This window comes from Bradyrhizobium sp. USDA 3262, from assembly GCF_054060035.1.
The window spans coordinates 5,330,331-5,348,191 of the sequence record NZ_JBSSCT010000001.1 but is presented as its reverse complement, the minus strand read 5'-3'; the positions used below and the strand labels follow the sequence as shown (position 1 = coordinate 5,348,191).

The 17,861-nt window shown below is 61.6% G+C and carries 33 protein-coding genes; 32 read left to right on the top strand and 1 reads right to left on the bottom strand.

Annotated elements, in window-relative coordinates:
* Window positions 1-29 precede the first annotated feature (29 nt).
* Window positions 30-4,016 (top strand): C48 family peptidase, encoded by a 3,987-nt coding sequence (locus tag ACVWYP_RS24855; RefSeq protein WP_259242935.1) that lies wholly within the window; start codon window positions 30-32, stop codon window positions 4,014-4,016.
* Between the two features lie 191 nt (window positions 4,017-4,207).
* Here the strand turns inward: ACVWYP_RS24855 and ACVWYP_RS24850 are convergent, their stop codons facing one another.
* Window positions 4,208-4,816, bottom strand: a complete 609-nt coding sequence (locus tag ACVWYP_RS24850) for a phasin family protein (RefSeq protein ID WP_028344174.1) — start codon at window positions 4,814-4,816, stop codon at window positions 4,208-4,210.
* 1,570 nt (window positions 4,817-6,386) lie between these two features.
* Between ACVWYP_RS24850 and ACVWYP_RS24845 the strand changes: the two genes are divergently transcribed.
* From ACVWYP_RS24845 to ACVWYP_RS24695, 31 genes are all read left to right on the top strand, one after another.
* On the top strand, window positions 6,387-7,421 hold the full coding sequence (locus ACVWYP_RS24845) for a hypothetical protein (protein WP_259242933.1): 1,035 nt from the start codon (window positions 6,387-6,389) through the stop codon (window positions 7,419-7,421).
* 184 nt (window positions 7,422-7,605) lie between these two features.
* Window positions 7,606-7,860: a hypothetical protein gene (locus tag ACVWYP_RS24840; RefSeq protein ID WP_172647895.1), complete on the top strand. Its 255-nt coding sequence runs from the start codon at window positions 7,606-7,608 to the stop codon at window positions 7,858-7,860.
* Window positions 7,861-7,896: 36 nt separating this feature from the next.
* On the top strand, window positions 7,897-8,238 hold the full coding sequence (locus ACVWYP_RS24835; protein WP_259242932.1) for a hypothetical protein: 342 nt from the start codon (window positions 7,897-7,899) through the stop codon (window positions 8,236-8,238).
* Between the two features lie 534 nt (window positions 8,239-8,772).
* The gene (locus ACVWYP_RS24830; protein WP_028344179.1) at window positions 8,773-9,012 is read left to right on the top strand and encodes a hypothetical protein; all 240 of its coding nucleotides are present in this window, start codon (window positions 8,773-8,775) and stop codon (window positions 9,010-9,012) included.
* A 115-nt stretch (window positions 9,013-9,127) separates the two neighbouring features.
* A complete protein-coding gene (locus tag ACVWYP_RS24825) occupies window positions 9,128-9,349 on the top strand; it encodes a hypothetical protein (RefSeq protein WP_259242930.1) in 222 nt (73 codons plus the stop codon).
* A gap of 9 nt (window positions 9,350-9,358) precedes the next feature.
* On the top strand, window positions 9,359-9,562 hold the full coding sequence (locus ACVWYP_RS24820; RefSeq protein WP_028344181.1) for a hypothetical protein: 204 nt from the start codon (window positions 9,359-9,361) through the stop codon (window positions 9,560-9,562).
* Window positions 9,563-9,573: 11 nt separating this feature from the next.
* The gene (locus tag ACVWYP_RS24815; protein WP_172647892.1) at window positions 9,574-10,056 is read left to right on the top strand and encodes an RNA-binding protein; all 483 of its coding nucleotides are present in this window, start codon (window positions 9,574-9,576) and stop codon (window positions 10,054-10,056) included.
* Window positions 10,057-10,353: a hypothetical protein gene (locus tag ACVWYP_RS24810; RefSeq protein WP_194483165.1), complete on the top strand. Its 297-nt coding sequence runs from the start codon at window positions 10,057-10,059 to the stop codon at window positions 10,351-10,353.
* Between the two features lies 1 nt (window position 10,354).
* Entirely contained in the window at window positions 10,355-10,537 is a 183-nt protein-coding gene (locus tag ACVWYP_RS24805; RefSeq protein WP_028344184.1) for a hypothetical protein, read from the top strand.
* Window positions 10,528-10,695 (top strand): hypothetical protein, encoded by a 168-nt coding sequence (locus ACVWYP_RS24800; protein WP_194483166.1) that lies wholly within the window; start codon window positions 10,528-10,530, stop codon window positions 10,693-10,695. The genes ACVWYP_RS24805 and ACVWYP_RS24800 overlap by 10 nt, the downstream gene beginning before the upstream one ends.
* 147 nt (window positions 10,696-10,842) lie before the next feature.
* Entirely contained in the window at window positions 10,843-11,178 is a 336-nt protein-coding gene (locus ACVWYP_RS24795; protein ID WP_194483167.1) for a hypothetical protein, read from the top strand.
* A complete protein-coding gene (locus ACVWYP_RS24790; RefSeq protein WP_028344186.1) occupies window positions 11,175-11,363 on the top strand; it encodes a hypothetical protein in 189 nt (62 codons plus the stop codon). The genes ACVWYP_RS24795 and ACVWYP_RS24790 overlap by 4 nt, the downstream gene beginning before the upstream one ends.
* The gene (locus ACVWYP_RS24785; RefSeq protein WP_194483168.1) at window positions 11,356-11,604 is read left to right on the top strand and encodes a hypothetical protein; all 249 of its coding nucleotides are present in this window, start codon (window positions 11,356-11,358) and stop codon (window positions 11,602-11,604) included. The genes ACVWYP_RS24790 and ACVWYP_RS24785 overlap by 8 nt, the downstream gene beginning before the upstream one ends.
* Entirely contained in the window at window positions 11,601-11,828 is a 228-nt protein-coding gene (locus ACVWYP_RS24780; protein ID WP_028344188.1) for a hypothetical protein, read from the top strand. The genes ACVWYP_RS24785 and ACVWYP_RS24780 overlap by 4 nt, the downstream gene beginning before the upstream one ends.
* Window positions 11,828-12,010 carry a hypothetical protein gene (locus ACVWYP_RS24775; protein WP_259242916.1) on the top strand — a complete coding sequence of 61 codons (183 nt, stop codon included), beginning with the start codon at window positions 11,828-11,830 and terminating at the stop codon, window positions 12,008-12,010. Before ACVWYP_RS24780 ends, ACVWYP_RS24775 begins: the two co-directional genes overlap by 1 nt.
* Window positions 12,007-12,159 (top strand): hypothetical protein, encoded by a 153-nt coding sequence (locus ACVWYP_RS24770; RefSeq protein WP_194483171.1) that lies wholly within the window; start codon window positions 12,007-12,009, stop codon window positions 12,157-12,159. The genes ACVWYP_RS24775 and ACVWYP_RS24770 overlap by 4 nt, the downstream gene beginning before the upstream one ends.
* Window positions 12,146-12,304: a hypothetical protein gene (locus ACVWYP_RS24765; protein WP_194483172.1), complete on the top strand. Its 159-nt coding sequence runs from the start codon at window positions 12,146-12,148 to the stop codon at window positions 12,302-12,304. Before ACVWYP_RS24770 ends, ACVWYP_RS24765 begins: the two co-directional genes overlap by 14 nt.
* A gap of 267 nt (window positions 12,305-12,571) precedes the next feature.
* Complete coding sequence (locus tag ACVWYP_RS24760; protein ID WP_194483173.1) at window positions 12,572-12,715, top strand: hypothetical protein; 144 nt, start codon at window positions 12,572-12,574, stop codon at window positions 12,713-12,715.
* Window positions 12,716-13,054: 339 nt separating this feature from the next.
* The gene (locus tag ACVWYP_RS24755) at window positions 13,055-13,318 is read left to right on the top strand and encodes a hypothetical protein (protein ID WP_259242910.1); all 264 of its coding nucleotides are present in this window, start codon (window positions 13,055-13,057) and stop codon (window positions 13,316-13,318) included.
* Entirely contained in the window at window positions 13,318-13,680 is a 363-nt protein-coding gene (locus ACVWYP_RS24750; protein WP_259242908.1) for a hypothetical protein, read from the top strand. Before ACVWYP_RS24755 ends, ACVWYP_RS24750 begins: the two co-directional genes overlap by 1 nt.
* The gene (locus ACVWYP_RS24745; RefSeq protein WP_259242906.1) at window positions 13,673-14,326 is read left to right on the top strand and encodes a hypothetical protein; all 654 of its coding nucleotides are present in this window, start codon (window positions 13,673-13,675) and stop codon (window positions 14,324-14,326) included. The genes ACVWYP_RS24750 and ACVWYP_RS24745 overlap by 8 nt, the downstream gene beginning before the upstream one ends.
* The gene (locus ACVWYP_RS24740) at window positions 14,323-14,499 is read left to right on the top strand and encodes a hypothetical protein (protein WP_259242905.1); all 177 of its coding nucleotides are present in this window, start codon (window positions 14,323-14,325) and stop codon (window positions 14,497-14,499) included. Before ACVWYP_RS24745 ends, ACVWYP_RS24740 begins: the two co-directional genes overlap by 4 nt.
* Window positions 14,500-14,501: 2 nt before the next feature.
* Window positions 14,502-14,879: a hypothetical protein gene (locus tag ACVWYP_RS24735; protein WP_259242903.1), complete on the top strand. Its 378-nt coding sequence runs from the start codon at window positions 14,502-14,504 to the stop codon at window positions 14,877-14,879.
* A 1-nt stretch (window position 14,880) separates the two neighbouring features.
* On the top strand, window positions 14,881-15,477 hold the full coding sequence (locus ACVWYP_RS24730) for a DUF7007 domain-containing protein (protein ID WP_456684170.1): 597 nt from the start codon (window positions 14,881-14,883) through the stop codon (window positions 15,475-15,477).
* Window positions 15,477-15,959 (top strand): hypothetical protein, encoded by a 483-nt coding sequence (locus ACVWYP_RS24725; RefSeq protein WP_259265699.1) that lies wholly within the window; start codon window positions 15,477-15,479, stop codon window positions 15,957-15,959. The genes ACVWYP_RS24730 and ACVWYP_RS24725 overlap by 1 nt, the downstream gene beginning before the upstream one ends.
* Window position 15,960: 1 nt before the next feature.
* Window positions 15,961-16,224 carry a hypothetical protein gene (locus ACVWYP_RS24720; RefSeq protein ID WP_028344196.1) on the top strand — a complete coding sequence of 88 codons (264 nt, stop codon included), beginning with the start codon at window positions 15,961-15,963 and terminating at the stop codon, window positions 16,222-16,224.
* Window positions 16,208-16,432: a hypothetical protein gene (locus ACVWYP_RS24715; RefSeq protein ID WP_259242896.1), complete on the top strand. Its 225-nt coding sequence runs from the start codon at window positions 16,208-16,210 to the stop codon at window positions 16,430-16,432. The genes ACVWYP_RS24720 and ACVWYP_RS24715 overlap by 17 nt, the downstream gene beginning before the upstream one ends.
* Window positions 16,422-16,625 carry a hypothetical protein gene (locus tag ACVWYP_RS24710; protein ID WP_172647884.1) on the top strand — a complete coding sequence of 68 codons (204 nt, stop codon included), beginning with the start codon at window positions 16,422-16,424 and terminating at the stop codon, window positions 16,623-16,625. The genes ACVWYP_RS24715 and ACVWYP_RS24710 overlap by 11 nt, the downstream gene beginning before the upstream one ends.
* A complete protein-coding gene (locus ACVWYP_RS24705) occupies window positions 16,622-16,918 on the top strand; it encodes a hypothetical protein (protein ID WP_456684169.1) in 297 nt (98 codons plus the stop codon). The genes ACVWYP_RS24710 and ACVWYP_RS24705 overlap by 4 nt, the downstream gene beginning before the upstream one ends.
* The gene (locus tag ACVWYP_RS24700; protein WP_456684168.1) at window positions 16,915-17,292 is read left to right on the top strand and encodes a hypothetical protein; all 378 of its coding nucleotides are present in this window, start codon (window positions 16,915-16,917) and stop codon (window positions 17,290-17,292) included. Before ACVWYP_RS24705 ends, ACVWYP_RS24700 begins: the two co-directional genes overlap by 4 nt.
* Window positions 17,293-17,311: 19 nt before the next feature.
* A complete protein-coding gene (locus ACVWYP_RS24695) occupies window positions 17,312-17,716 on the top strand; it encodes a hypothetical protein (protein ID WP_259265700.1) in 405 nt (134 codons plus the stop codon).
* Window positions 17,717-17,861 lie beyond the last annotated feature (145 nt).

Here is a 17,861-nt window from a genome sequence, read left to right as displayed (position 1 = left end):
CCATGTTCATATTTTGAAGGTGAGAACGGATGGATTTCCCCTCGACCAAGTCGGTGCATGAACAATCGGACAGCACGGGCCCGCAAGAGAGCTCACCCGCGGCTCCGTCCGCAGCCGCGGCGACCTTTGAGCGGCAATTGAGCGAGATCGCCAACTCAGATGGAGGTGGTGGAGCAATGCCGGCCGCCTCGGCGCTGCAGTCGGCTCAGTCAACTTGGGTTTTGATAGGACGGCAGGGCAAGCATCTCCTTTATTCCGAGGACGCTCGCCTTATTTCGGGGCTTGAGAAGGCCCTTATCGGCAACCCCACCCACCGCAACGCTGGGGACTATCTAACTTCACTTCGCAGCTTTGGCGGCTGGCTCTTCGCAAATAACAAAACGAGCATTGTTGCTCGGCTCAACGACCCGTCGCTGACCCATGATGCACGCGAGTTCGAAAAGAGGCGTCCCTCGAATATCCTTGCGGCATTGAACCATCTCCGGACCTTCCAGTCGACGGGCGGAGTGACGGTCACAGCCCGCACTGAGCTAAATCCTCACCCTCAGGACGCGGATCTCATCAACGAGTACAAAAAAGAAACAGCGACAAGTACCGGCAGGATGTATGCAACTGCTCTTCGCAGTTTCGGTCACTACCTGCGTGAAAACAACAAGAAGGGCATTGCTACTCGGCTTTCCGGCGGGGCGTTGGATGAAGATGTCAATAGCTATAAGAAGGGCGCCGGTGCTGATTCGAGGATCGGTGCCGCTCTGGCTCAACTCCGAAAATCGCAGGCCGGCGCTAAGGCGATGGAGCCCGAGCGCCATATTGATCCCAAAGACGCGGCCCTGATGGATTCGATGCAGGTCGGCGACGCCGCTGCGCAGCACAGTGCGTCGCAGCAAGCTGGCAGTTGGTCAGAGGAATTGAACCATCTCCGGACCTTCCAGTCGACGGGCGGAGTGACGGTCACAGCCCGCACTGAGCTAAATCCTCACCCTCAGGACGCGGATCTCATCAACGAGTACAAAAAAGAAACAGCGACAAGTACCGGCCGGATGTATGCAACTGCTCTTCGCAGTTTCGGTCACTACCTGCGTGAAAATAACAAGAAGGGCATTGCTACTCGGCTTTCCGGCGGGGCGTTGGATGAAGATATCAATAGCTATAAGAAGGGCGCCGGTGCTGATTCGAGGATCGGTGCCGCTCTGGCTCAACTCCGAAAATCGCAGGCCGGCGCTAACGCGATGGAGCTCGAGCGGCATATTGATCCCAAAGACGCGGCCCTGATGGAGTCGATGCAGGTCGGCGACGCCGCTGCGCAGCACAGTGCGTCGCAGCAAGCTGGCAGTTGGCCAGAGGAATTTCTTCCTGCGGAAGGCCACGATCAGGATTTGGGCCGGATGGACGAACCCGGCCCGTCGTCGTCGGCGCCGCAGCCGGCTCAGTCAACTGGGATTTTGAGAGGGCGGAGGAAGCCTCTTTATTCCGAGGATGCTCCCCTTATTTCGGGGCTTGAGGAGGCCCTCCGCAGTGGCAACGCCGCCGAACGCACCGCCAAAGACCTTGTAGGCCCGCTTCGCGCCTTTGGCCGCTGGCTCTTGGCAAATAACAAAACGAGCATTGTTGATCGGCTCGAAAAAGAGTCGCTGACCGATGATGCGCGTGAGTTCATCGAAAAGGGTAAGGGCAGTCGCCTCCTTATTAGGTCAATAGGTCTTCTCCGGACCTTTCAGTCGACGGGCGGAGTGACGGTCACAGCCACCACTGAGCTAAATCCTTACCTCCAGGACGCGGCTCTCATCATAGAGTACCAAAACGAAGCAGCGACAAGTACCGGCGGTGTGTATGCGACTGCTCTTCGCAGTTTCGGTCACCACCTGCGTGAAAATAACAAGAAGGGCATTGCTACTCGGCTTTCCGGCGGGGCGTTGGATGAAGATGTCGAGGCCTATAAAAAGGACTTCGGTGGCATCCGGACGATCGATGCCGCATTAGGTCAACTCCGAAAATCACAGGCGGGCGCTAAAGCGATGGAGCGCGAGCGCTATATTTCCCCCGGTCCTGATCCCGAAGGCGCGGCACTGATGGAGCCGAGGCGGGCCGGCGACGCCGCAGCGCAGCACAGCTCGCAGGAAGTTGGCAGTTGGCCAGAGAAACTGCTTCCTGCGGAACGCCACGAGCAGGATTTGGTTTTGGGGCTGATGGACGAACCCGGCCCGTCGTCATCTCTCGAGCCAGTCGCGCGGCACGACCAGGCATCGGATCCCGGAGATTCCATTCGTCCCCTGAACTGGCGCCGGGACGGCCAGCAGTTCTCGGAAGAGCCGATGGCTGCACTTGCCAGGAGCAACCTCCCGCCAAGCGAGGAGATCCTCATCAACGATGAACAGGATGCAGCTGAGTTAAGGCCAGCGAAGAGGCCGAGGACCCTAGACAATCCGCAAGGCCTTGCTATTGAGCGGCTGCTGAGCGAGATCGCCGCGACCCCGGCCCCCACCCATCAACAGGGTGCATCGCCATGGCATGCGCAGCCGATGATGCAGGCGAGCGTGCACGAAGATGCAACGGCGCCGCATGCGGCCGCGACGTACGTCGCGGGCGCCGCCGCGCAGCACAGCGCGCCGCAGGGAGCTGTCAGTCGGCCATTGGTCCTCCCGGAAGGTTACGATCGGGATCTGCGTTTGATGGGGAAAGACGGCCCATCGTGGCCCGAGGTTCCCCCTGGGCAGGCGCAGGACATAGTCCAAGCTGGACGGCAGCAACCTGCGTGGTCCGCCTCAACCTGGTCGCCGCAGATGCCGCTCGACTTTGATTGGAGTATGTGGCCGACGCTGGAAGCAGCGCCGGCGCCGGCTGCCAGGGCTCGCTCAGGCACCTACGGCGGTCTTGAGTCATTGGTGCATCTGGATGCGCCCACGCCGTCCGAATTACGCGACGATGCTCACTTTGCGCCGGCGCCCGCTGCCAGGGCTCGCTCAGACACCTACGGCGGTCTTGAGTCATTGGTGCATCTGGATGCGCCCACGCCGTCCGAATTGCGCGACGATGCTCACTTTGCGCCGGCGCCCGCTGCCAGGGCTCGCTCAGACACCTACGGCGGTCTTGAGTCATTGGTGCATCTGGATGCGCCCACGCCGTCCGAATTACGCGACGATGCTCACTTTGCGCCGGCGCCCGCTGCCAGGGCTCGCTCAGACACCTACGGCGGTCTTGAGTCATTGGTGCATCTGGATGCGCCCACGCCGTCCGAGTTGCGCGACGATGCTCACTTTGCGGCGGCGCCTTTTGCCAGGGCTCGCTCAGACGCCTACCGCGGTTTTCCATTGGTCGATCTGACTGCGCCCACGCCGTCCGAATCACGTGACGATGCTAATTCTGTACGCCCGTTTCCGAGCACCTCCGCTAATGCTCAGATCGGGGCTTTAGATCCGACAGTCTCGTCTCACGGCCACGGGCTGGTGCTCGATGACACAGAATGGCTGGGCGACCAGCATATCGACAGGGATTACGGGCTCCAGGAGCAGGATTTGCAGAGGAACGATCCGGATCTCGCCGCCCGGACGCGGTTCGTGAATCCCCTCATCGCCCTAAATTATCTGCGCTCTAACGACGATGGCGTCGTGCTAACCGAGTTCCAGCGCATCGTCTATGACGATAATGGTAATGATACAGCCGACTTCCTGTTCCTGCCCGTGATTAATGGCAATCCTGAAGATCCTAATAGCCGCGGCAACCATTGGTCGCTGCTGTTCGTAGATCGCAGCGACCGGTGGCGGCCGGTCGCCTATCACTACGATTCCTACGGCGGACTCAACAACAGAGATGCAGCACATCTCGCAAGAAGGCTGAACCTCCCCCTGGAGCTAGCCGACATGGCCCAGCAGCAGAACACTTATGATTGCGGCGTCTTTGTCGTGGACGGCACGCGGGAGCTGGTTAGGCAATTGGCGCAAGGATGGGAGCCAGACCAGCTGAACCTTAGCAACGTCGTTGCCAATCGGCAGGCGCTGCAGAACCGACTCAGGGGTTGATGTCGCCGTGGGCGGATAGCTCAGGCTGGAGCGGCTCACGCCGACGGCCTGGGCCTCGGGCACGAAGGACCGGAATCAGGCCGCAGCCCAGCAACACAGCCCGGCGCAGCCATCCGACGAGCGCTGTCTGGGGAAGCGCGGCGACTACAACGAAGAACGCTCCCATGGGGCAATCGGACTCCTTCCATACTTCACTTGATCTGCTTTCCGGTTTCCTCGGCCACTTTGAGCGACAGGTCGGCGATCCGACGACTACCCTCCAGAGCAATTTCCACAGACTCCCGCACAATATCACTTTGTGCGGCTACAAATTCCTGAGGGGTCCGCGAGGTCCACAGCTCGCTGATGTAGTCCATGTTCTTCCCGACTTGATGCCGAACCATCTGGCTGTACTCTTCAGAAATTCCATTCATCACTTTGGCAGCAGCATTACTGGTGGAAAGGATCTTTTGCGCATTGCGCGCCGACCGTTCCGTTGCCTTTTTTGCCTGTTGCACCCCTTCTCCTGAGACGCCGAGCGTGCGTCCAAGTTGCTCGGTAGAGCGTCCCACGGCTAAGGTCGTCGCTTCCAGGCCGATCCGCCATGCGTTCTGCACCGTCTCGAGGTTCTGCTTAAGAAAGTCGGAAGTTGATCGGGCCGTTTCTTCTCCGGCTTGAGCGGCACCTTGTCCAACATGCGCGGTCTGATCAGCTGCAGCTTGTCCGGTACGGCTGGTCTGCTCGGCAGCCCGCTCGCCGGCACGGCGAGCTGCATCATCTGCTCCTGGTGTAGACTTGTCGTCCTGGCGTAAGTTTGCCATGCTTGTTCTCCATTTTCTGCGAGTTCCTGACTTGCTTAGCACCGTCAATTGCACTTTTCAGGTCCTTCTGGCCTTATGTTCAGGACAGGTTTCTTCCAAAACGGCTCTACTTGCTTAGCTGGGAACTGAGAACAGCGAACCTACTAGTTCTAGCAGTACAGTGATTATGGCTTTGGAAGTGGTCGGTTAGACGCGGCCCTAACCCGGTCGCGGCCACCACCACAAGATCGTCGCCGGGATGCACCCCGTCGATTTCGACCACCAGAAGGTCGAGCGCGGACAGATCCGCAGCCATGAAGTCGGCCAGCCGCGCCGATGCGCGTTGGCAATGTCGTCCATCTGTTCGGCAGCCAGCCGAGATTTCGGTAGCGCGAAGTGCTCGCCGGCCGCGGTCCGCCGCGCCCAGGCTTCGTGGCCCAGGTGAGGAGAGCCCACCGCACGAAGGGGGGCCGCTCAAGCCAACGGATCGTGAAGAGCATCTTCACGTGTAATAGGCCGCCGCTTTGTCGTGGTCGATCAGCGTGGCGATCGTCGTGGTCATTCCCACCCGTAGGCCGCGGCTCAAGAATGACCCCATGCTCATTGACGAGCGGCCTGAATGAGCGTTCGATGAAGACCTCAGCTCCTCCAAGGCTGAGAACCCCAACCACCCCACGACGGCGAGATCTCACCCCATGGCCCCCAGCCCGAGGTCTCGCTGCCGCGCGCCGGCCGCGGCGGTGACTGGTCTGTTATTCCAGGGCGAAGCCCTCGCTACCCATGCGGCAATTCAGGTCGGCTGCCCCACGTCCCAGGACACGGGACAAATCCCCTTTTGCCAGTGCGGCGGTGGCCGTGGGGCCCCAAAACAGGGGGGTCTTTTGGAAGGGCATACCGCTTTTCGCGGCCTCGGATTTGTGGCAATGCAAACGCCCCCCCCCAAAACCCAGGGAAGGCCCAGGAAGGGCCGCCCGTTTCACCCCTCGGAACCTACATAGGCGGGCCGCAGAGCCTCCCACGGCCCTGGATTTCAAAGCTCAGGCCCAAGTTTCATATCATCGCCCAGTCGATTGGGGGAAATGGCCTTTTAGCGGTGCGGAGTTGATGGGTATTGGCCAACCCAGTCCCCATGTCCAATAAAAAATTAGACTTTGGTAGGGGTATCGATTCGAGTGCTGGGAAACCCTTGTCAATCATACCATAGCTGAACGTTTGTTCTCGTTTCGATCTCAATCTTTCCATTGTCTAGATCTATCATTTTTCTGAATTGGAATCATCGTTTGCATACATGCTAACGAATTGATTTGCTTACATTTTCTTTGCTCGATTTTGTTTCGGGGGAATACAAAACCCCGATTTTTGCCTTGCAAACAATTGATTTTACTACTGTTTTTTCGTGCTTCTAAACTCAAGTCTCGTTTCGTATGGTGATTTTGTGCCCGCATATAGCGGGAGAGGCAAGCGGGCTTTCCCGCGCGTTTTTCCACCTCGCGAATGACCTTCGCAGAGAACGGGAGAGCCATGCCAAAACCTCGGATTTTTCCGGATGGTCTGGAAAAGACGGGGGCGAAACGAGAAAGGCGAAACGAAAATGGCTACCGCTACCGATACCCGCGCCGCTACCGCGCAAGAGATGGCAGAAACCAACGTGTTGCAGTCCGCAACGGAAAAGTATGCCGATACGATCCAGACTCGTGCGGCGGACCTTGCGATTAAGTCGCTTGGCGCGGCCGAGTCGTCGACCTACAACGCCGTGACCATGCTGGCGCTGAACCTTTGCGGCGAACAAATCCGCGCCGTTCTGACGGATAACAACTATGATCCGCAGAAAGACGCGTGGATTTTTACCCGCGACATTTTGGTTCCGGTCGCCAAGGCTGGCAAGATGATTTGGCGCGGTACCGAGTCCCATGCGGCGGCGATCATGTCCGCTACCGCCAGCTTTGACCGGCTTTCGGGCGATGCACTCAAGGCGGCCGAAAGCGAGCGGAACAAGCTCGCAAGCGAATACGTGAAACTGAAGCATACCGGCGCAACTGGCGCGAACGGTAAGCCGGTCAACGTCAAGCTTATCGACTCCCTGCAAACGCTCCGGACCTACGGAACGCGCCTTGCCTCTTTCATGCGCCTGAACCACACGCCGGTCATTCTGGAATGTGCCCGCGCCGCTTCCGTCGAGTCGGCGGAAACGATGTGGAACGCCAAGGTCGGCGAGTTGCTTTCCGGGCAGTGGGGTATCATGCAATCCCGCTTGGCCGAATGGCACGAAATGGCCAAGGCGGACAAGGCGGACAAGGGCGGCGCGGAAGGCGCGGAAGCCAAGGCGGAAGCGAAAGCCCCCGAGTCGGCGGAAGCGGAAGCCCCCGCGCCTTTGACCGAAAGCGAGAAACTGGCGGCGATCATGGCTGCAGTGGATACGCTTTCGATCGATGCACTGATGACGCTGCAGGCGCACATCAATGCCAAGGTCGGCGCGTCGGTTTCGGCGGAAGCCCCCACGGCGGAAAACGTCATCCTGCTTTTGCCCCCGCCCGCTCCGGCGGAAGAGGGCAAGGCGGAAGAGACGGCGGAAGCCCCCTTGGCGGAAGCCCCCGCAAAGAAGTCCCGGAAGCGCAAGGCGGCCTAAGCCCCCGCCACTCGCCCCCGCAAATCGCAAGGTTCCCGGCCTCACCGCCGGGGGCCTTTTTTTGTGCCCTCCACGGAGTGTGAGCATGCCCCGGAAAAATCGTGCATTCGCCAATGCGAAAACGACCCCCCGCCCCCAGTCTGACGCGGACTGGCTGGCTTCAAATTTTCCGGGTGGTCGGGAAATGCTCATCACGCCCAAGAGCGGCGAAGAGAGCCGGACCACACTGGCTGAGACCCGCCTCATGATCCCGGAAGCGGAAGTCAGCCCCGAGACGCTCGCAGGCCAGCACAGGATCGAGCTCGCCCGCCGTACATGGGCCGATACCCACTTCGAGGCCAAAGAGCCCCACCTGCGTTACACGCCATTCACTGGCCCCCGCTTCCAGCCTCCGACGCCCGGCTATGCCCGTCGCAAGGCCCGCTTCGCTCAGCGCTGAACGCGCTTCCACCCGCCACTCACCGGAGACCACGCCATGCTGACCGCTCGTCAGACCGGATACCTGCGCTCGCTCGTGACTGCGACCATCCAGAAAGCGGACGCGACCGCTCCTCGAGTTTTTCCTGACCCTCGGGAAAAACCCGCGGCCCGCCCCACGGTCACACAGGCCAAGCCCCGTACCGAGGTGCCCCGCTTCATCGTTCAAACGTTCCGGTCAGGCCGGTCCGAGTGCGAACCCTTCGGCGATCTGCACTTCGCCCAACGCCACGCCTCGCTGAACGCCCCCGCAACCGTCTGGTCCGCCGATCGCGTGACCATCAAGGACGGCACCGTCCACCACCCCGTGAGCGAGAAGCCCCTCGCCAGGTACGCCTGAAGGATCCGCCATGATGAAGCTGCTCAACACCCGCGTGGATCTCGCAACCGGCGCCCTGATCCTGATGGCGTTCGCCTTCGCTGGCATCCTGATGGGGTCGCTGCACCCCTGAATATTCAACATCTAGTGGGTGGACCCCTGAAAATGGGCTCTCCACCCCTGATTTGCGGACTGAGGTACCGATTTTGGCATGTACGGCACTAGATTTAGTGTCCGATAGGGCTGGAAATCGCGAAAATGCAAATGTGCTTTTATGTGCAGGGTAAGGTCGACGCGGCCGATCTCTGCGGTTTGCAGGCCGTTTGCATCCGAAAGTCGAGAATCTGCGTCTGACCGGTGAGGTCGATGAGGCCAGGTACAGTGCCTCTCCCTCCCTCTCTGTCCCCTGCATCTCTCCCTGCCTGTAGGTCACTGGCTTGGGATTGAGTTGCGCCGGCGGCCCTCGATGGGCGGCCCCGATTTCGTTCGTCGTCGTCTTGGGAAGTGCCTGTCTCGCAGGGCTTTCCGCCCCGTCTCACATCACCGGAGGAACCGATGCGTGCTCGTCTCGATGCGCTGTACCGTGCCTACTCGGGCAGGTCCGGCATCACCCCCGTCCAGTCGGCAATACTGGCTGAGGCGGCCTGTGTCCTCTCTCAAAGAGGAGCCTCTGTCCCCGTGCTCATGGGCACGATCGAGGAGCTGGAGGCGGCCTTCGAAAATACCCCGGGCCGTCCGGTTATTGTCGCTCGGCCCATTTTCTCGGGAATTATTCTCGAATTTCCGGGGCGGTGAATCTGCCCTCGGAACCCCCTCCTTATCTCATACGAATTTGCTCGAATTAGGGCGCATTTGCACTTGCATTTGCGTTTGCATTCGTGCATTGACCGCGCACCAACGGAGCCACCCCATGCGCATGTTCTCCTGCAAGCTTCTCGGTTTCACTGACTGCATCGGCGCGCCGATCGAGCGGATACCACTGTCCGGCGTCATCAAGGCCCGCGTCGAGATGGGCGAGGACCACGACGAGCGCGGCGGCGCCAAGGGGGAAGTGACCATCACCTCCGCCCTCCGCTCGATCGACTTCGAGCGCCGGCTGATCGTCACCCAGAACAACGTCTACCAGTTCTGAGGACGGGCGATGCGCGGTCAATCCTACGCCCGATACAACGCTCTCAGCTGGGCCACCGGCAAGAGCGCGGCCGAGATCGGCGCCGAGATCGAGGCGGCCGAGCACAAGGCCCTGACCCACACGTTCCAATGGAACGAGGTCGGCAATGCGTCGGACTGCTGGACCCGCGCCGACGCCCTCCGCGAGCTGCTGTCGTCCCCCACGAGCACCTGACAGGACATCCCATGCCCCACGTTTTCACCAACACACCCACTGCTCAGGAAGTGTTCGACACTGCCTGTGCGTTCTTCGCCACGTCCCCCGGCCCGTCGACCGGCCTTGACGACATGTGCATGTACCGCGACCCGACCGGTCGCTGCTGCATCGCCGGCAACTTCATCCCGGACGACAGGTACGATCCGCGGATGGACGACATGTCCGAGATGCCGTTCTACAAGCCCAACTCCGGCGGCAACGCGGTCAACAATCTGATCGAGCATTTCGGTCAGGTCGTGCCACCGTGGTTCAAGGAGCATCAGCGGCTGCTCACCCGCCTCCAGAGCGTTCACGACGAGCGCGACAACTGGTTTCACCGTGGCTGGGATTACGACCGGCTCGCCGATCACCTGAAGGGCGTCGCCAGCCTCTTCAAGCTGGACGTGTCGGCTGTCGATCAGGTCGCGGCGCGCGGCCGGATACCGGCTGGCTGGCAATCGGTGGAGGCGTGAATGTCAGCGCCAGCACCGGGCGACCGCGTCGCCTACGCCGCAGCCTTCCTGAAGAACACCGGCCAGTTCACCGGGTCCGGCCCGCAGCGGCGCGGCACGTTCGTGAAGGTCTGGGAGAGCAACCCGGACTTCGGCCGCGTCAAATGGGATGACTTCGAGGCGAACGCCCCGGCCCTCGCCCTGCATTGGGGCGAGGACTACGTCGCCGACGCCCGCGAGCACGGCCAGCTCGTCCACATCAAGAACATCGCGAAGGTCGGGTCCGCCCGCTTCGCTCTGACCTGTGCGGGAGCGTGACATGCAGACCCGGTTCTTCGAAGCGACCGTCCGCGCGACCACCGCCGGTCACGGCAAATCCACGGTCGACCTCAACTTCAGGACGGCCCCGACCATCACCCGGGACGATCTGCACGTCCTGATCTCCGATCTCCTGCTGCTGGCTCACAACATGGCCAGGGATGAGGTGCGCCAATGTCAGTGATCCGCCGCGTCCCTCGTCCCGTCCCCACGCTGTTCGTCATCCGCCGCGATGGCGTCATCGAGTCGGTCGGCATGCGGTCCATGCGGATCGCCCGCGCCGCCGCTCGCAGTTTCAACGATGCCCGCGCCTGCCGTGCGGCATTTGCCAAATGGGTCTGAGATGAAGTGCCTGAAACACATCCTTTCGGATGAGGTGGTCCGCGTCACGGACAAGGAGGCGCAAGCCCTGCGTGACGCGGACCCGCTGGAGCCGAAGTGCTGGCAGTACTGCCCGAAGCACGAGTGGAAAGCCACGGGAGCAAGCGGATGAAGTTCCCCGAAGGCTTCCGGCCGGCGTCCCAGGCAACGATCGACCGCGTCAACAATCCCGACACGTTCGTCGTCGTGTGGTGGAACGGCATCCCGGCCGACAACAGCGGCAAGCGCGAGGTGCTGTACCTGACCGATCGGTTCAACCCGATGGGCACGGCCAACACCTGGGACATCTGGCGCAGCAACGCCAAGCAGTACGCCACCGAGCGCGAGGCCGAGCTGGCCCGCGTCGAGATCATCATCCCGCACATTCGGGATCAGGCCCGAGTGTACCCCAACTGCGAAGCGCACGTCCGAACGGGCGGCATTCCCGGCAAGGAGCTGACATGAAGCGCACCAAGAAGCAGCAGGCGCTCGACGACGCCCGCATCCAACGTGCCGTCACCGGCATGGTCATCCCGATGATGTCGATCCCGGCGCTCCACAGGCACGCCGAAGGTCTGATCGCCAAGGGCGTCGACGACGCCGCGCTGGCGGCCGGCGTCCGCAAGTTCATGGGAGCGAGCTGTGACTGACACCGCGAACGGCGCCGTCCGCAAATCGGCCAAGGTCACGCACGTCTCGATGACCGAGGCCTACACCGACACTTACGCATTCGAGGCGGACGCCCGTAAGGCGTTCGAGGAGTGCAGGAAGTCTGACGTCATCGTCTTCGCCTCCCTGCACATCAGGGACGGCCGGGTCTATCGGCTGATCGCCACATACGAGAACACCGACAGCCTCGATCTGGAAATGGGAAGGTTCGGCGGAGCATGAAGTTCGAGAAGGATGATTGGGTACGCTCTGCCCGCGTCGGCGCGAAAGGGTCGTTCGTCGGGCAGGTCAAGGAAGTCCTCGACGGCGACGAGTACGTGGTCCGCGATGACGACCGCAAGCGCTGGCTGCGCAAGGGCAGTGAGCTGACCCGGGCCAATCCGAAGGCCGACAACGACAATGAGCGTGCGGACCAGCGTGCCCGCATGCAGCACTGGAGGCTGTGATGCGGCTGATCTGCGAACCGACCGGCCAGGAACTGAAGCCCGGTGACAAGGTCCCGACCTTCCGCAAGGAGATGGTCACCGTCCAGTCGTTCAACGAGCGCCGCGTCTACTGCAAAGACGATCGGGGCAACGTGACCGAGTGGTTTCACAGCGTCATCCATAGCCGTGTGGTGGACCCATGACCGAGAAGCAACGCAAGCGCCGCCGCATGGCGCTGATCCGCATCCTGTCGGACATGTCCCGCAACGGCTGGGCCAATGCCCGCTTCGAGGACTACCACCCGCTCGAAACCGAGCTGGCGCAGCTGGAGGCAAGCCATGGACGATCGTGAAGAGCTGAAGTTCAGAGATTTTCAGGCTCGCATCCGTGCAGCCGAGCGCCGTCACTGCGAAGCCGATCTCTACTGGCGGACCAACCGCTGGGCGATCGACGGACGCGGCATCAATCCTCGCTGGGCGAACACCAGCGAGTCCTGAGGTCCCTGTGTGTGGTTGAAGTGGGTCTGCACACAAAGGCAAGGGAAAATCCCGCAGGACGAGGCGAGTAGCGGTTTCATCCCGTCTCGCATTTTCAAACGGCCTAGCTTCGGTGTTTCGTCCGCGCCTGGCGATGATGGCCACCCATGACCATGATGAGAAGTTTGCGGCCCGGAGAAATGGGTACCCGCTCATAGGTTGCTGCGACCCAAACGCAGTGGCGAGGCCGGCGCAATCCGGCCATTCAATTTCACCGGAGTTCGAGACATGAAGAAGCGAAAGACGCAGAGCCGACGCTCGCCGATCGCTCGTGATCTGCGGACGCCGAAGTACAAGGCCCGCGTTGTGCCCAACAAGAAGCGCAAGGCGAAGGTCCCGAGTTACAGCAACGACGACGGAGCACGGCCATGAAGTAAGCGACCCCCACTGTGACCCCGAACGACTGAGCTTTTTGGACCGGTGAAGCCGCGAGCGACCGGACGCACAGCCCGACCAGCGGCGGGCAAACCAATCCGCTGGTGCAATTCGATGCCCTCGCAGTGTAGCGCCTGCCTTGCGTGATACGGCACGCCGCACATGCGGACACTGTGAGGCCTGCTGCTCCCCGAAGGATGCAGCGTGGTTGGAGGGAAACCTGCTCCGTCGATGCCGTGTCCCCCCGCGGCTATAGGGCGGAGTGGTGGAGAGAGCACTCGCGAACCACACCAATTCGAAGCCGAGTTTTTCCTGACACTCAGGAAAAGCGGAGCCGTGTCCGACCGATTGTTTGAATGCAAAGGAGACGAAATGGCGACGACAAGACAACAGACGAACACCGCGTTCGTCCGATCGCTGATGGAGCACAGCAAGTACGGCGCCCTCGCCCACCTGTTCGTGCTCGATGCGCTCGACAAGTGGTCGGAGCTGGTCGCGAAGGCCGAGCCGGCTGCGGTCAATACGCCGCTGATCAACGGCCACGCATGGGTCGGCGTCGCGACGGAGATCCATGAAAAGCTGAAAGCGAGGATGGGCTGATGGCTGACCTCGAAGGCGACACCTACTCCGCCGAGATCGCGTTCATGGGCCCACCCGACCAGCTGGTCTGCTGTTGCAGCAGCTGTGACTGGTCCGGCACCGCGATCGAGTGCGCCGAGATCGACGACTGCAGCCTGACACCGGGCGATGCATCGCCGTGCGGACGCTGCCCCGAATGCGACTCGCTGGCCTACCTCGACGGTCCGCTCGATCGAGCGAAGGACCGGGTCGATCGGCTGCTCAAGATCGTTCGCGCTTTCGTCAATCCCGTCGAGGTGATGCACGGCATCCCCGTGCGCCTCGACCTCAATGCCCTCAAGGGCGACGCAGTCAAGCTGCTGGAGGAGATCGACAATGGCTAGGAAGAAGAAAGAGCCCGAGACCTACACCGCCTTGCAGGTGGAGGCGGCCCTCTGCGTGTGGGAATGCCTCAACGAGTGGACGCTCGGCACCGAGGCGCAGGTCGCGAAGCTCGAAAAGGCAGCCAAGAAGGACCCGCATTCCATGGCCGCGATCCGCGTGGAATGGATCGAGATGCGGGAGCAGTGCGGCTCGGCCGAGATGCGCTCGCAGTCGATCGTTCTCGGCCTGTGGTGTCTCGAGATTTACGACATCCTCACCGCGAACGACGAGGAGTTCTTCAGCTACTGGTCATACGACTGGGAGGTGATCCCGGCGATGCTGAAGCACGCTGTCTGCAAGGACGGCAAGGCTTCGATGTATCGCGGCGACTACATCTACACCGGCGGCGGGCTGATCGACGCTCACAGCGCGGCCCAGCTGGTGGCGCAGGAGTTCGCCTGGCTGCGGTACGAGGATGACTGCAAGAGCCAGGCCCGCCAGCAGTGGGCTTACGAGGAGCTGGTCACCGACGACCGCAAGAGCCGCGACGATCCCAGCGATAGCCGGATGCTCTCCGCCTTCGAGCAAGGCGAGGCGCCGCCGGCATTCGTGAAGTGGCTCGGCGAGAAGTACGACCTGACTCCAGCTGGTCCGGGCTTCCGATGAGCCCGTTCGATTACTACGACGCCGGACTCCAAGCCGGCCTCGAAGGGAACGATGCATGCCCGCATCTTCCCTTCACCTTTCAGTGGCTGTGGTGGCAGACCGGACAATTCGTCGGCCATCACACGCTCTGCACGCAGCTTGAGGCGATCGTCGCCCACTTCCCGCAGGACTGATCATGCAACCGCTGTTCACCCATGACATCCGACATGTGATCCAGTCGATGCACGGCATCCGTCGCAGTCAGGTCGTCGCCGCACTCAAGTGCCTCGACCTGATCGAGAAAGCCCACCGCATCCATCAAGTGGCGATCGATGCCGGCTGGTCGCTCGACGATGACGAGTGGTGGTGGCGACCGCTGCGGAAGGGCGACAAGCACTTCGACGAATGCCACTTCGGCTTCACCACCGAGCACGACGAAAGCGACTCGGACGACGAACCATCGAACTGCGTGTTCGTCCGCTGTCCGACCTACGCCCTCGCCTACGACCGTGGCGAGATCACCCCCTATGCGAAGAGCCATCTCGCTTTCCGCAAGATCAAATTCGAGGACTGAGATGACCCAGTATGAGCGCTGCGAATGCCCCAAGTCGTCGCCGTGGGGCGCCATCCAGGACAAGCGCGAGCTGGCGCCTGGCATCTGGTCCGTCTCGACCGCAGGTCACGGCGGCATCAAGCTGTCCCGCGAGCGCAATGCGGCGGTCCCGAAGTACATGCGAGCCGAGGCCGGCTGGTACGAGGAGGACTGTCAGTGGTCGATCGCCGCAATGATCCACCCGATCGCCTTCCAGCGCATCATCAAGATCGAGGGCAAGCCTGACCGGAGCGAGTACGACATCGCTGTCGAGACGTTCCGCCACTGGCACCCCGACCAGTACGAGCAGTTCTTCGGCGTCAAGCTGGAGAAAGGCCAGTCCCTCATCCGCGACGAGAAGCTGTTCTGGATCGAGAACCGCGACAAGTTCGTCCTCAACGCGGCGTGGGGCGATTGGGCGCACTGGGTGCCGAAGGGCAAGGTCGGCGTCGTCGCCAAATGCCAGCACGTCGAGAAATGGTTCCTCGTCGATCACGACAGGTACCAGAAGCGCGGGCGCCACGGACACGTCATCGACGCCACCATCGACACCGAAATCGCCAAACCCGAGAGGCCATAATGAACGATCATCAGGCAATGCTTGCCATCCAGGAGCAGATGGATGGCGTGGAGTGGGACAGCGACACACTGTCCGCCATCGGCGACATCATGATCAACGCCGGCTATCGCATCCGCGATATGAACGACGTCGATCTCGAAGCCCGCACCATCCTCGAGTCGCTGCCGAAGGCGCAGCTCGACAGGGCGTGGATGCTGGCGATCGGCAGTGCGGACGAGCTGGGTGATCTGATCACCTGGATCGACGAGCACCCGTCCGACGAGGAGCTGGACGAGGAAGGCATCCCGGTTACCAACCGCGCCCGCCTCGACACCTGGCTGCAAGGCATCGCCGAGCACCAGGAGCAGGACGCCTACCCCTGCTACGTGCCGGTCCCGCTCGAACTGGTCGGCATCCTCAACATGCTGATCGACGACTGGTCCGAGGTTGAGAACTCTCACGGCGAGACGTTCACCACCATGCTGACGTCGTCGGAGGGCTGAGATGGCACGCGAATACGTTTCGCCGAGCGGATCGGCCATCATCGGCACGCTGGAGCGACTGACCGGCCGCTGCGGGATCAGCGGCATTGAGGATGACGGAACGCCCGTCCACGACAGCGACGGCACGGTGATCTTCTATGACGATCAGGTCACCGCCACCAAGGACGGCAAGACCGTCTTCCTCGACGACAACGGCGCCGAGTGGACGTTCGACCAGCTCACCCCCGTCGACGACGAGGAAGACGAGGATGACGACGATGCGTGAGTTCATCAGCGGCTTCACCAGCGGCGGGTCATTCGACCGCGATCCGAACGACCGCGTCATCGTCTACCTGATCGGTCCGAAGGGCGGCACGCGCTGCTGCGAGGTTCTGGACACCGTCCAGGCCCGCAAGCTTCGGGATGATCTCGACCTGGCGCTGCTGAAGATCCGCGATGCCGAGGTGCGACGGGAGGAAGCCAATGGGCGTTAAGGTCAAGATCACCTACCGCGACCCGTCCGGCGGCGAGCATGAGCGCATCTTCCAGGGCGACGAGATGGGCGATGGCGGCTGCTATGCGGCCATCCAGTTCCTGGAAGACCTCACCGTGAGCGGCCCGGTCCAACTGGTCGACGTGCTCACGATCGATAGCGGCGAGCACTTCGACGACCCGGAGGGCGAGTGATGGTCACAACAGCGAAATGCACCCTGTGCGCCAAGGTGGAGTCGCCCGGCTTCTACACCGGCTGCATGGTCAAGGACGGCCATGTCACCGACTGGAACTGCGACGGCAACGGCAACCTGACATGGAAGCTGGACGCCCCAGAGGAGGACAACAGCATGAACGAGTATCCCGAGCCGGTGTACGAGGCGGAGGATGTCGGCTGCGACTGCACTGACGCCGGCATCGAGTCTGAGTGGGAATGGACACCCGACCAGAACGCCTATGTCTGCAACGGTTGCGGAGAAGTCCAATGACCCGCCTCGCTATCAGGGTGAGTCATCACCCTAACGGGACGTCGACCGTGTCCGGCATCCCGACCAGAAACGTTCGAGACCTCTTCAATCTCGCCTCCAACCAGCTCTATGGGCTGGAGAAGGCGCACAAGAAGAGCCCGACCAACCCCGACCTCAACGATCCCTGGCTCAAGGTGATGCGCGTCGTCATCGACCAGGGCTCCCACATTCCGCGTTACCGCCATGGCTATGAAGACATGCCGGTGATGCAGCTGGACAAGATCGGCCGCGCTTTGCGCTTTCGGGCTGTCCGTGAACTGCGAGAGTCCCGCCTCCGAGTCGCTGAGGTGATGGACATGATCCTCGCTTCCTACAAGCAGCGACGACAACCATAACCGACAAGGAACTACGACGATGAAACTGCGCGCAATTGCGGCGCTGGCGGTAACGCTGGCGCTTGCCTTCTCTTCTCCCGCCAAGGCCGAAAACGTCGACGCGGATTTCGTCGCCCTGGCAACGATCTCCTACGCTGTCCTGCAGAAGTGCTCGTCGAGCTACGAGTTCATCGACGGAGGCGCACGGCGCGCCGCTGATCGGATGGGCGCCGACTTCGAAACCTACGCTCCGGCCACCATGAACGCGATCTTCGTCATCATGGACATGGAGTACGACCGCACGAAGCTGATCCCGTCCGTAACGCAGCGGGTCCGCTCACACCTCGAAGAGCTGCTGGTCGAGATCAAAAAGGGCGACCGCTTCTTCTGCAAAAAGTACGGCGCCGTGATGGTCAACATCGGCTTCATGAGGAAGATCAATTGAGACTCCAGGCTGACCCGCGCGAGTTCCTCAGCGTTCGAAACCTGGGGCTCGCGCTCCTTCTGGCCGCAGCGTTTGCTGTCGTTCTGGGTGGACTCGCGAAATAGCACTTGCTTGAATGCAAACGACATGCAATCCTGATGCAAAC

Excerpts from the sequence above, each read along its gene's own strand:
- ACVWYP_RS24855 (WP_259242935.1), top strand. The coding sequence starts at position 30 with ATGGATTTCCCCTCGACCAAGTCGGTGCATGAACAATCGGACAGCACG.
- ACVWYP_RS24850 (WP_028344174.1), bottom strand. The coding sequence starts at position 4,816 with ATGGCAAACTTACGCCAGGACGACAAGTCTACACCAGGAGCAGATGAT.
- ACVWYP_RS24845 (WP_259242933.1), top strand. The coding sequence starts at position 6,387 with ATGGCTACCGCTACCGATACCCGCGCCGCTACCGCGCAAGAGATGGCA.
- ACVWYP_RS24840 (WP_172647895.1), top strand. The coding sequence starts at position 7,606 with ATGCTCATCACGCCCAAGAGCGGCGAAGAGAGCCGGACCACACTGGCT.
- ACVWYP_RS24835 (WP_259242932.1), top strand. The coding sequence starts at position 7,897 with ATGCTGACCGCTCGTCAGACCGGATACCTGCGCTCGCTCGTGACTGCG.
- ACVWYP_RS24830 (WP_028344179.1), top strand. The coding sequence starts at position 8,773 with ATGCGTGCTCGTCTCGATGCGCTGTACCGTGCCTACTCGGGCAGGTCC.
- ACVWYP_RS24825 (WP_259242930.1), top strand. The coding sequence starts at position 9,128 with ATGCGCATGTTCTCCTGCAAGCTTCTCGGTTTCACTGACTGCATCGGC.
- ACVWYP_RS24820 (WP_028344181.1), top strand. The coding sequence starts at position 9,359 with ATGCGCGGTCAATCCTACGCCCGATACAACGCTCTCAGCTGGGCCACC.
- ACVWYP_RS24815 (WP_172647892.1), top strand. The coding sequence starts at position 9,574 with ATGCCCCACGTTTTCACCAACACACCCACTGCTCAGGAAGTGTTCGAC.
- ACVWYP_RS24810 (WP_194483165.1), top strand. The coding sequence starts at position 10,057 with ATGTCAGCGCCAGCACCGGGCGACCGCGTCGCCTACGCCGCAGCCTTC.
- ACVWYP_RS24805 (WP_028344184.1), top strand. The coding sequence starts at position 10,355 with ATGCAGACCCGGTTCTTCGAAGCGACCGTCCGCGCGACCACCGCCGGT.
- ACVWYP_RS24800 (WP_194483166.1), top strand. The coding sequence starts at position 10,528 with ATGTCAGTGATCCGCCGCGTCCCTCGTCCCGTCCCCACGCTGTTCGTC.
- ACVWYP_RS24795 (WP_194483167.1), top strand. The coding sequence starts at position 10,843 with ATGAAGTTCCCCGAAGGCTTCCGGCCGGCGTCCCAGGCAACGATCGAC.
- ACVWYP_RS24790 (WP_028344186.1), top strand. The coding sequence starts at position 11,175 with ATGAAGCGCACCAAGAAGCAGCAGGCGCTCGACGACGCCCGCATCCAA.
- ACVWYP_RS24780 (WP_028344188.1), top strand. The coding sequence starts at position 11,601 with ATGAAGTTCGAGAAGGATGATTGGGTACGCTCTGCCCGCGTCGGCGCG.
- ACVWYP_RS24775 (WP_259242916.1), top strand. The coding sequence starts at position 11,828 with ATGCGGCTGATCTGCGAACCGACCGGCCAGGAACTGAAGCCCGGTGAC.
- ACVWYP_RS24770 (WP_194483171.1), top strand. The coding sequence starts at position 12,007 with ATGACCGAGAAGCAACGCAAGCGCCGCCGCATGGCGCTGATCCGCATC.
- ACVWYP_RS24765 (WP_194483172.1), top strand. The coding sequence starts at position 12,146 with ATGGACGATCGTGAAGAGCTGAAGTTCAGAGATTTTCAGGCTCGCATC.
- ACVWYP_RS24760 (WP_194483173.1), top strand. The coding sequence starts at position 12,572 with ATGAAGAAGCGAAAGACGCAGAGCCGACGCTCGCCGATCGCTCGTGAT.
- ACVWYP_RS24750 (WP_259242908.1), top strand. The coding sequence starts at position 13,318 with ATGGCTGACCTCGAAGGCGACACCTACTCCGCCGAGATCGCGTTCATG.
- ACVWYP_RS24745 (WP_259242906.1), top strand. The coding sequence starts at position 13,673 with ATGGCTAGGAAGAAGAAAGAGCCCGAGACCTACACCGCCTTGCAGGTG.
- ACVWYP_RS24740 (WP_259242905.1), top strand. The coding sequence starts at position 14,323 with ATGAGCCCGTTCGATTACTACGACGCCGGACTCCAAGCCGGCCTCGAA.
- ACVWYP_RS24735 (WP_259242903.1), top strand. The coding sequence starts at position 14,502 with ATGCAACCGCTGTTCACCCATGACATCCGACATGTGATCCAGTCGATG.
- ACVWYP_RS24730 (WP_456684170.1), top strand. The coding sequence starts at position 14,881 with ATGACCCAGTATGAGCGCTGCGAATGCCCCAAGTCGTCGCCGTGGGGC.
- ACVWYP_RS24725 (WP_259265699.1), top strand. The coding sequence starts at position 15,477 with ATGAACGATCATCAGGCAATGCTTGCCATCCAGGAGCAGATGGATGGC.
- ACVWYP_RS24720 (WP_028344196.1), top strand. The coding sequence starts at position 15,961 with ATGGCACGCGAATACGTTTCGCCGAGCGGATCGGCCATCATCGGCACG.
- ACVWYP_RS24715 (WP_259242896.1), top strand. The coding sequence starts at position 16,208 with ATGACGACGATGCGTGAGTTCATCAGCGGCTTCACCAGCGGCGGGTCA.
- ACVWYP_RS24710 (WP_172647884.1), top strand. The coding sequence starts at position 16,422 with ATGGGCGTTAAGGTCAAGATCACCTACCGCGACCCGTCCGGCGGCGAG.
- ACVWYP_RS24700 (WP_456684168.1), top strand. The coding sequence starts at position 16,915 with ATGACCCGCCTCGCTATCAGGGTGAGTCATCACCCTAACGGGACGTCG.
- ACVWYP_RS24695 (WP_259265700.1), top strand. The coding sequence starts at position 17,312 with ATGAAACTGCGCGCAATTGCGGCGCTGGCGGTAACGCTGGCGCTTGCC.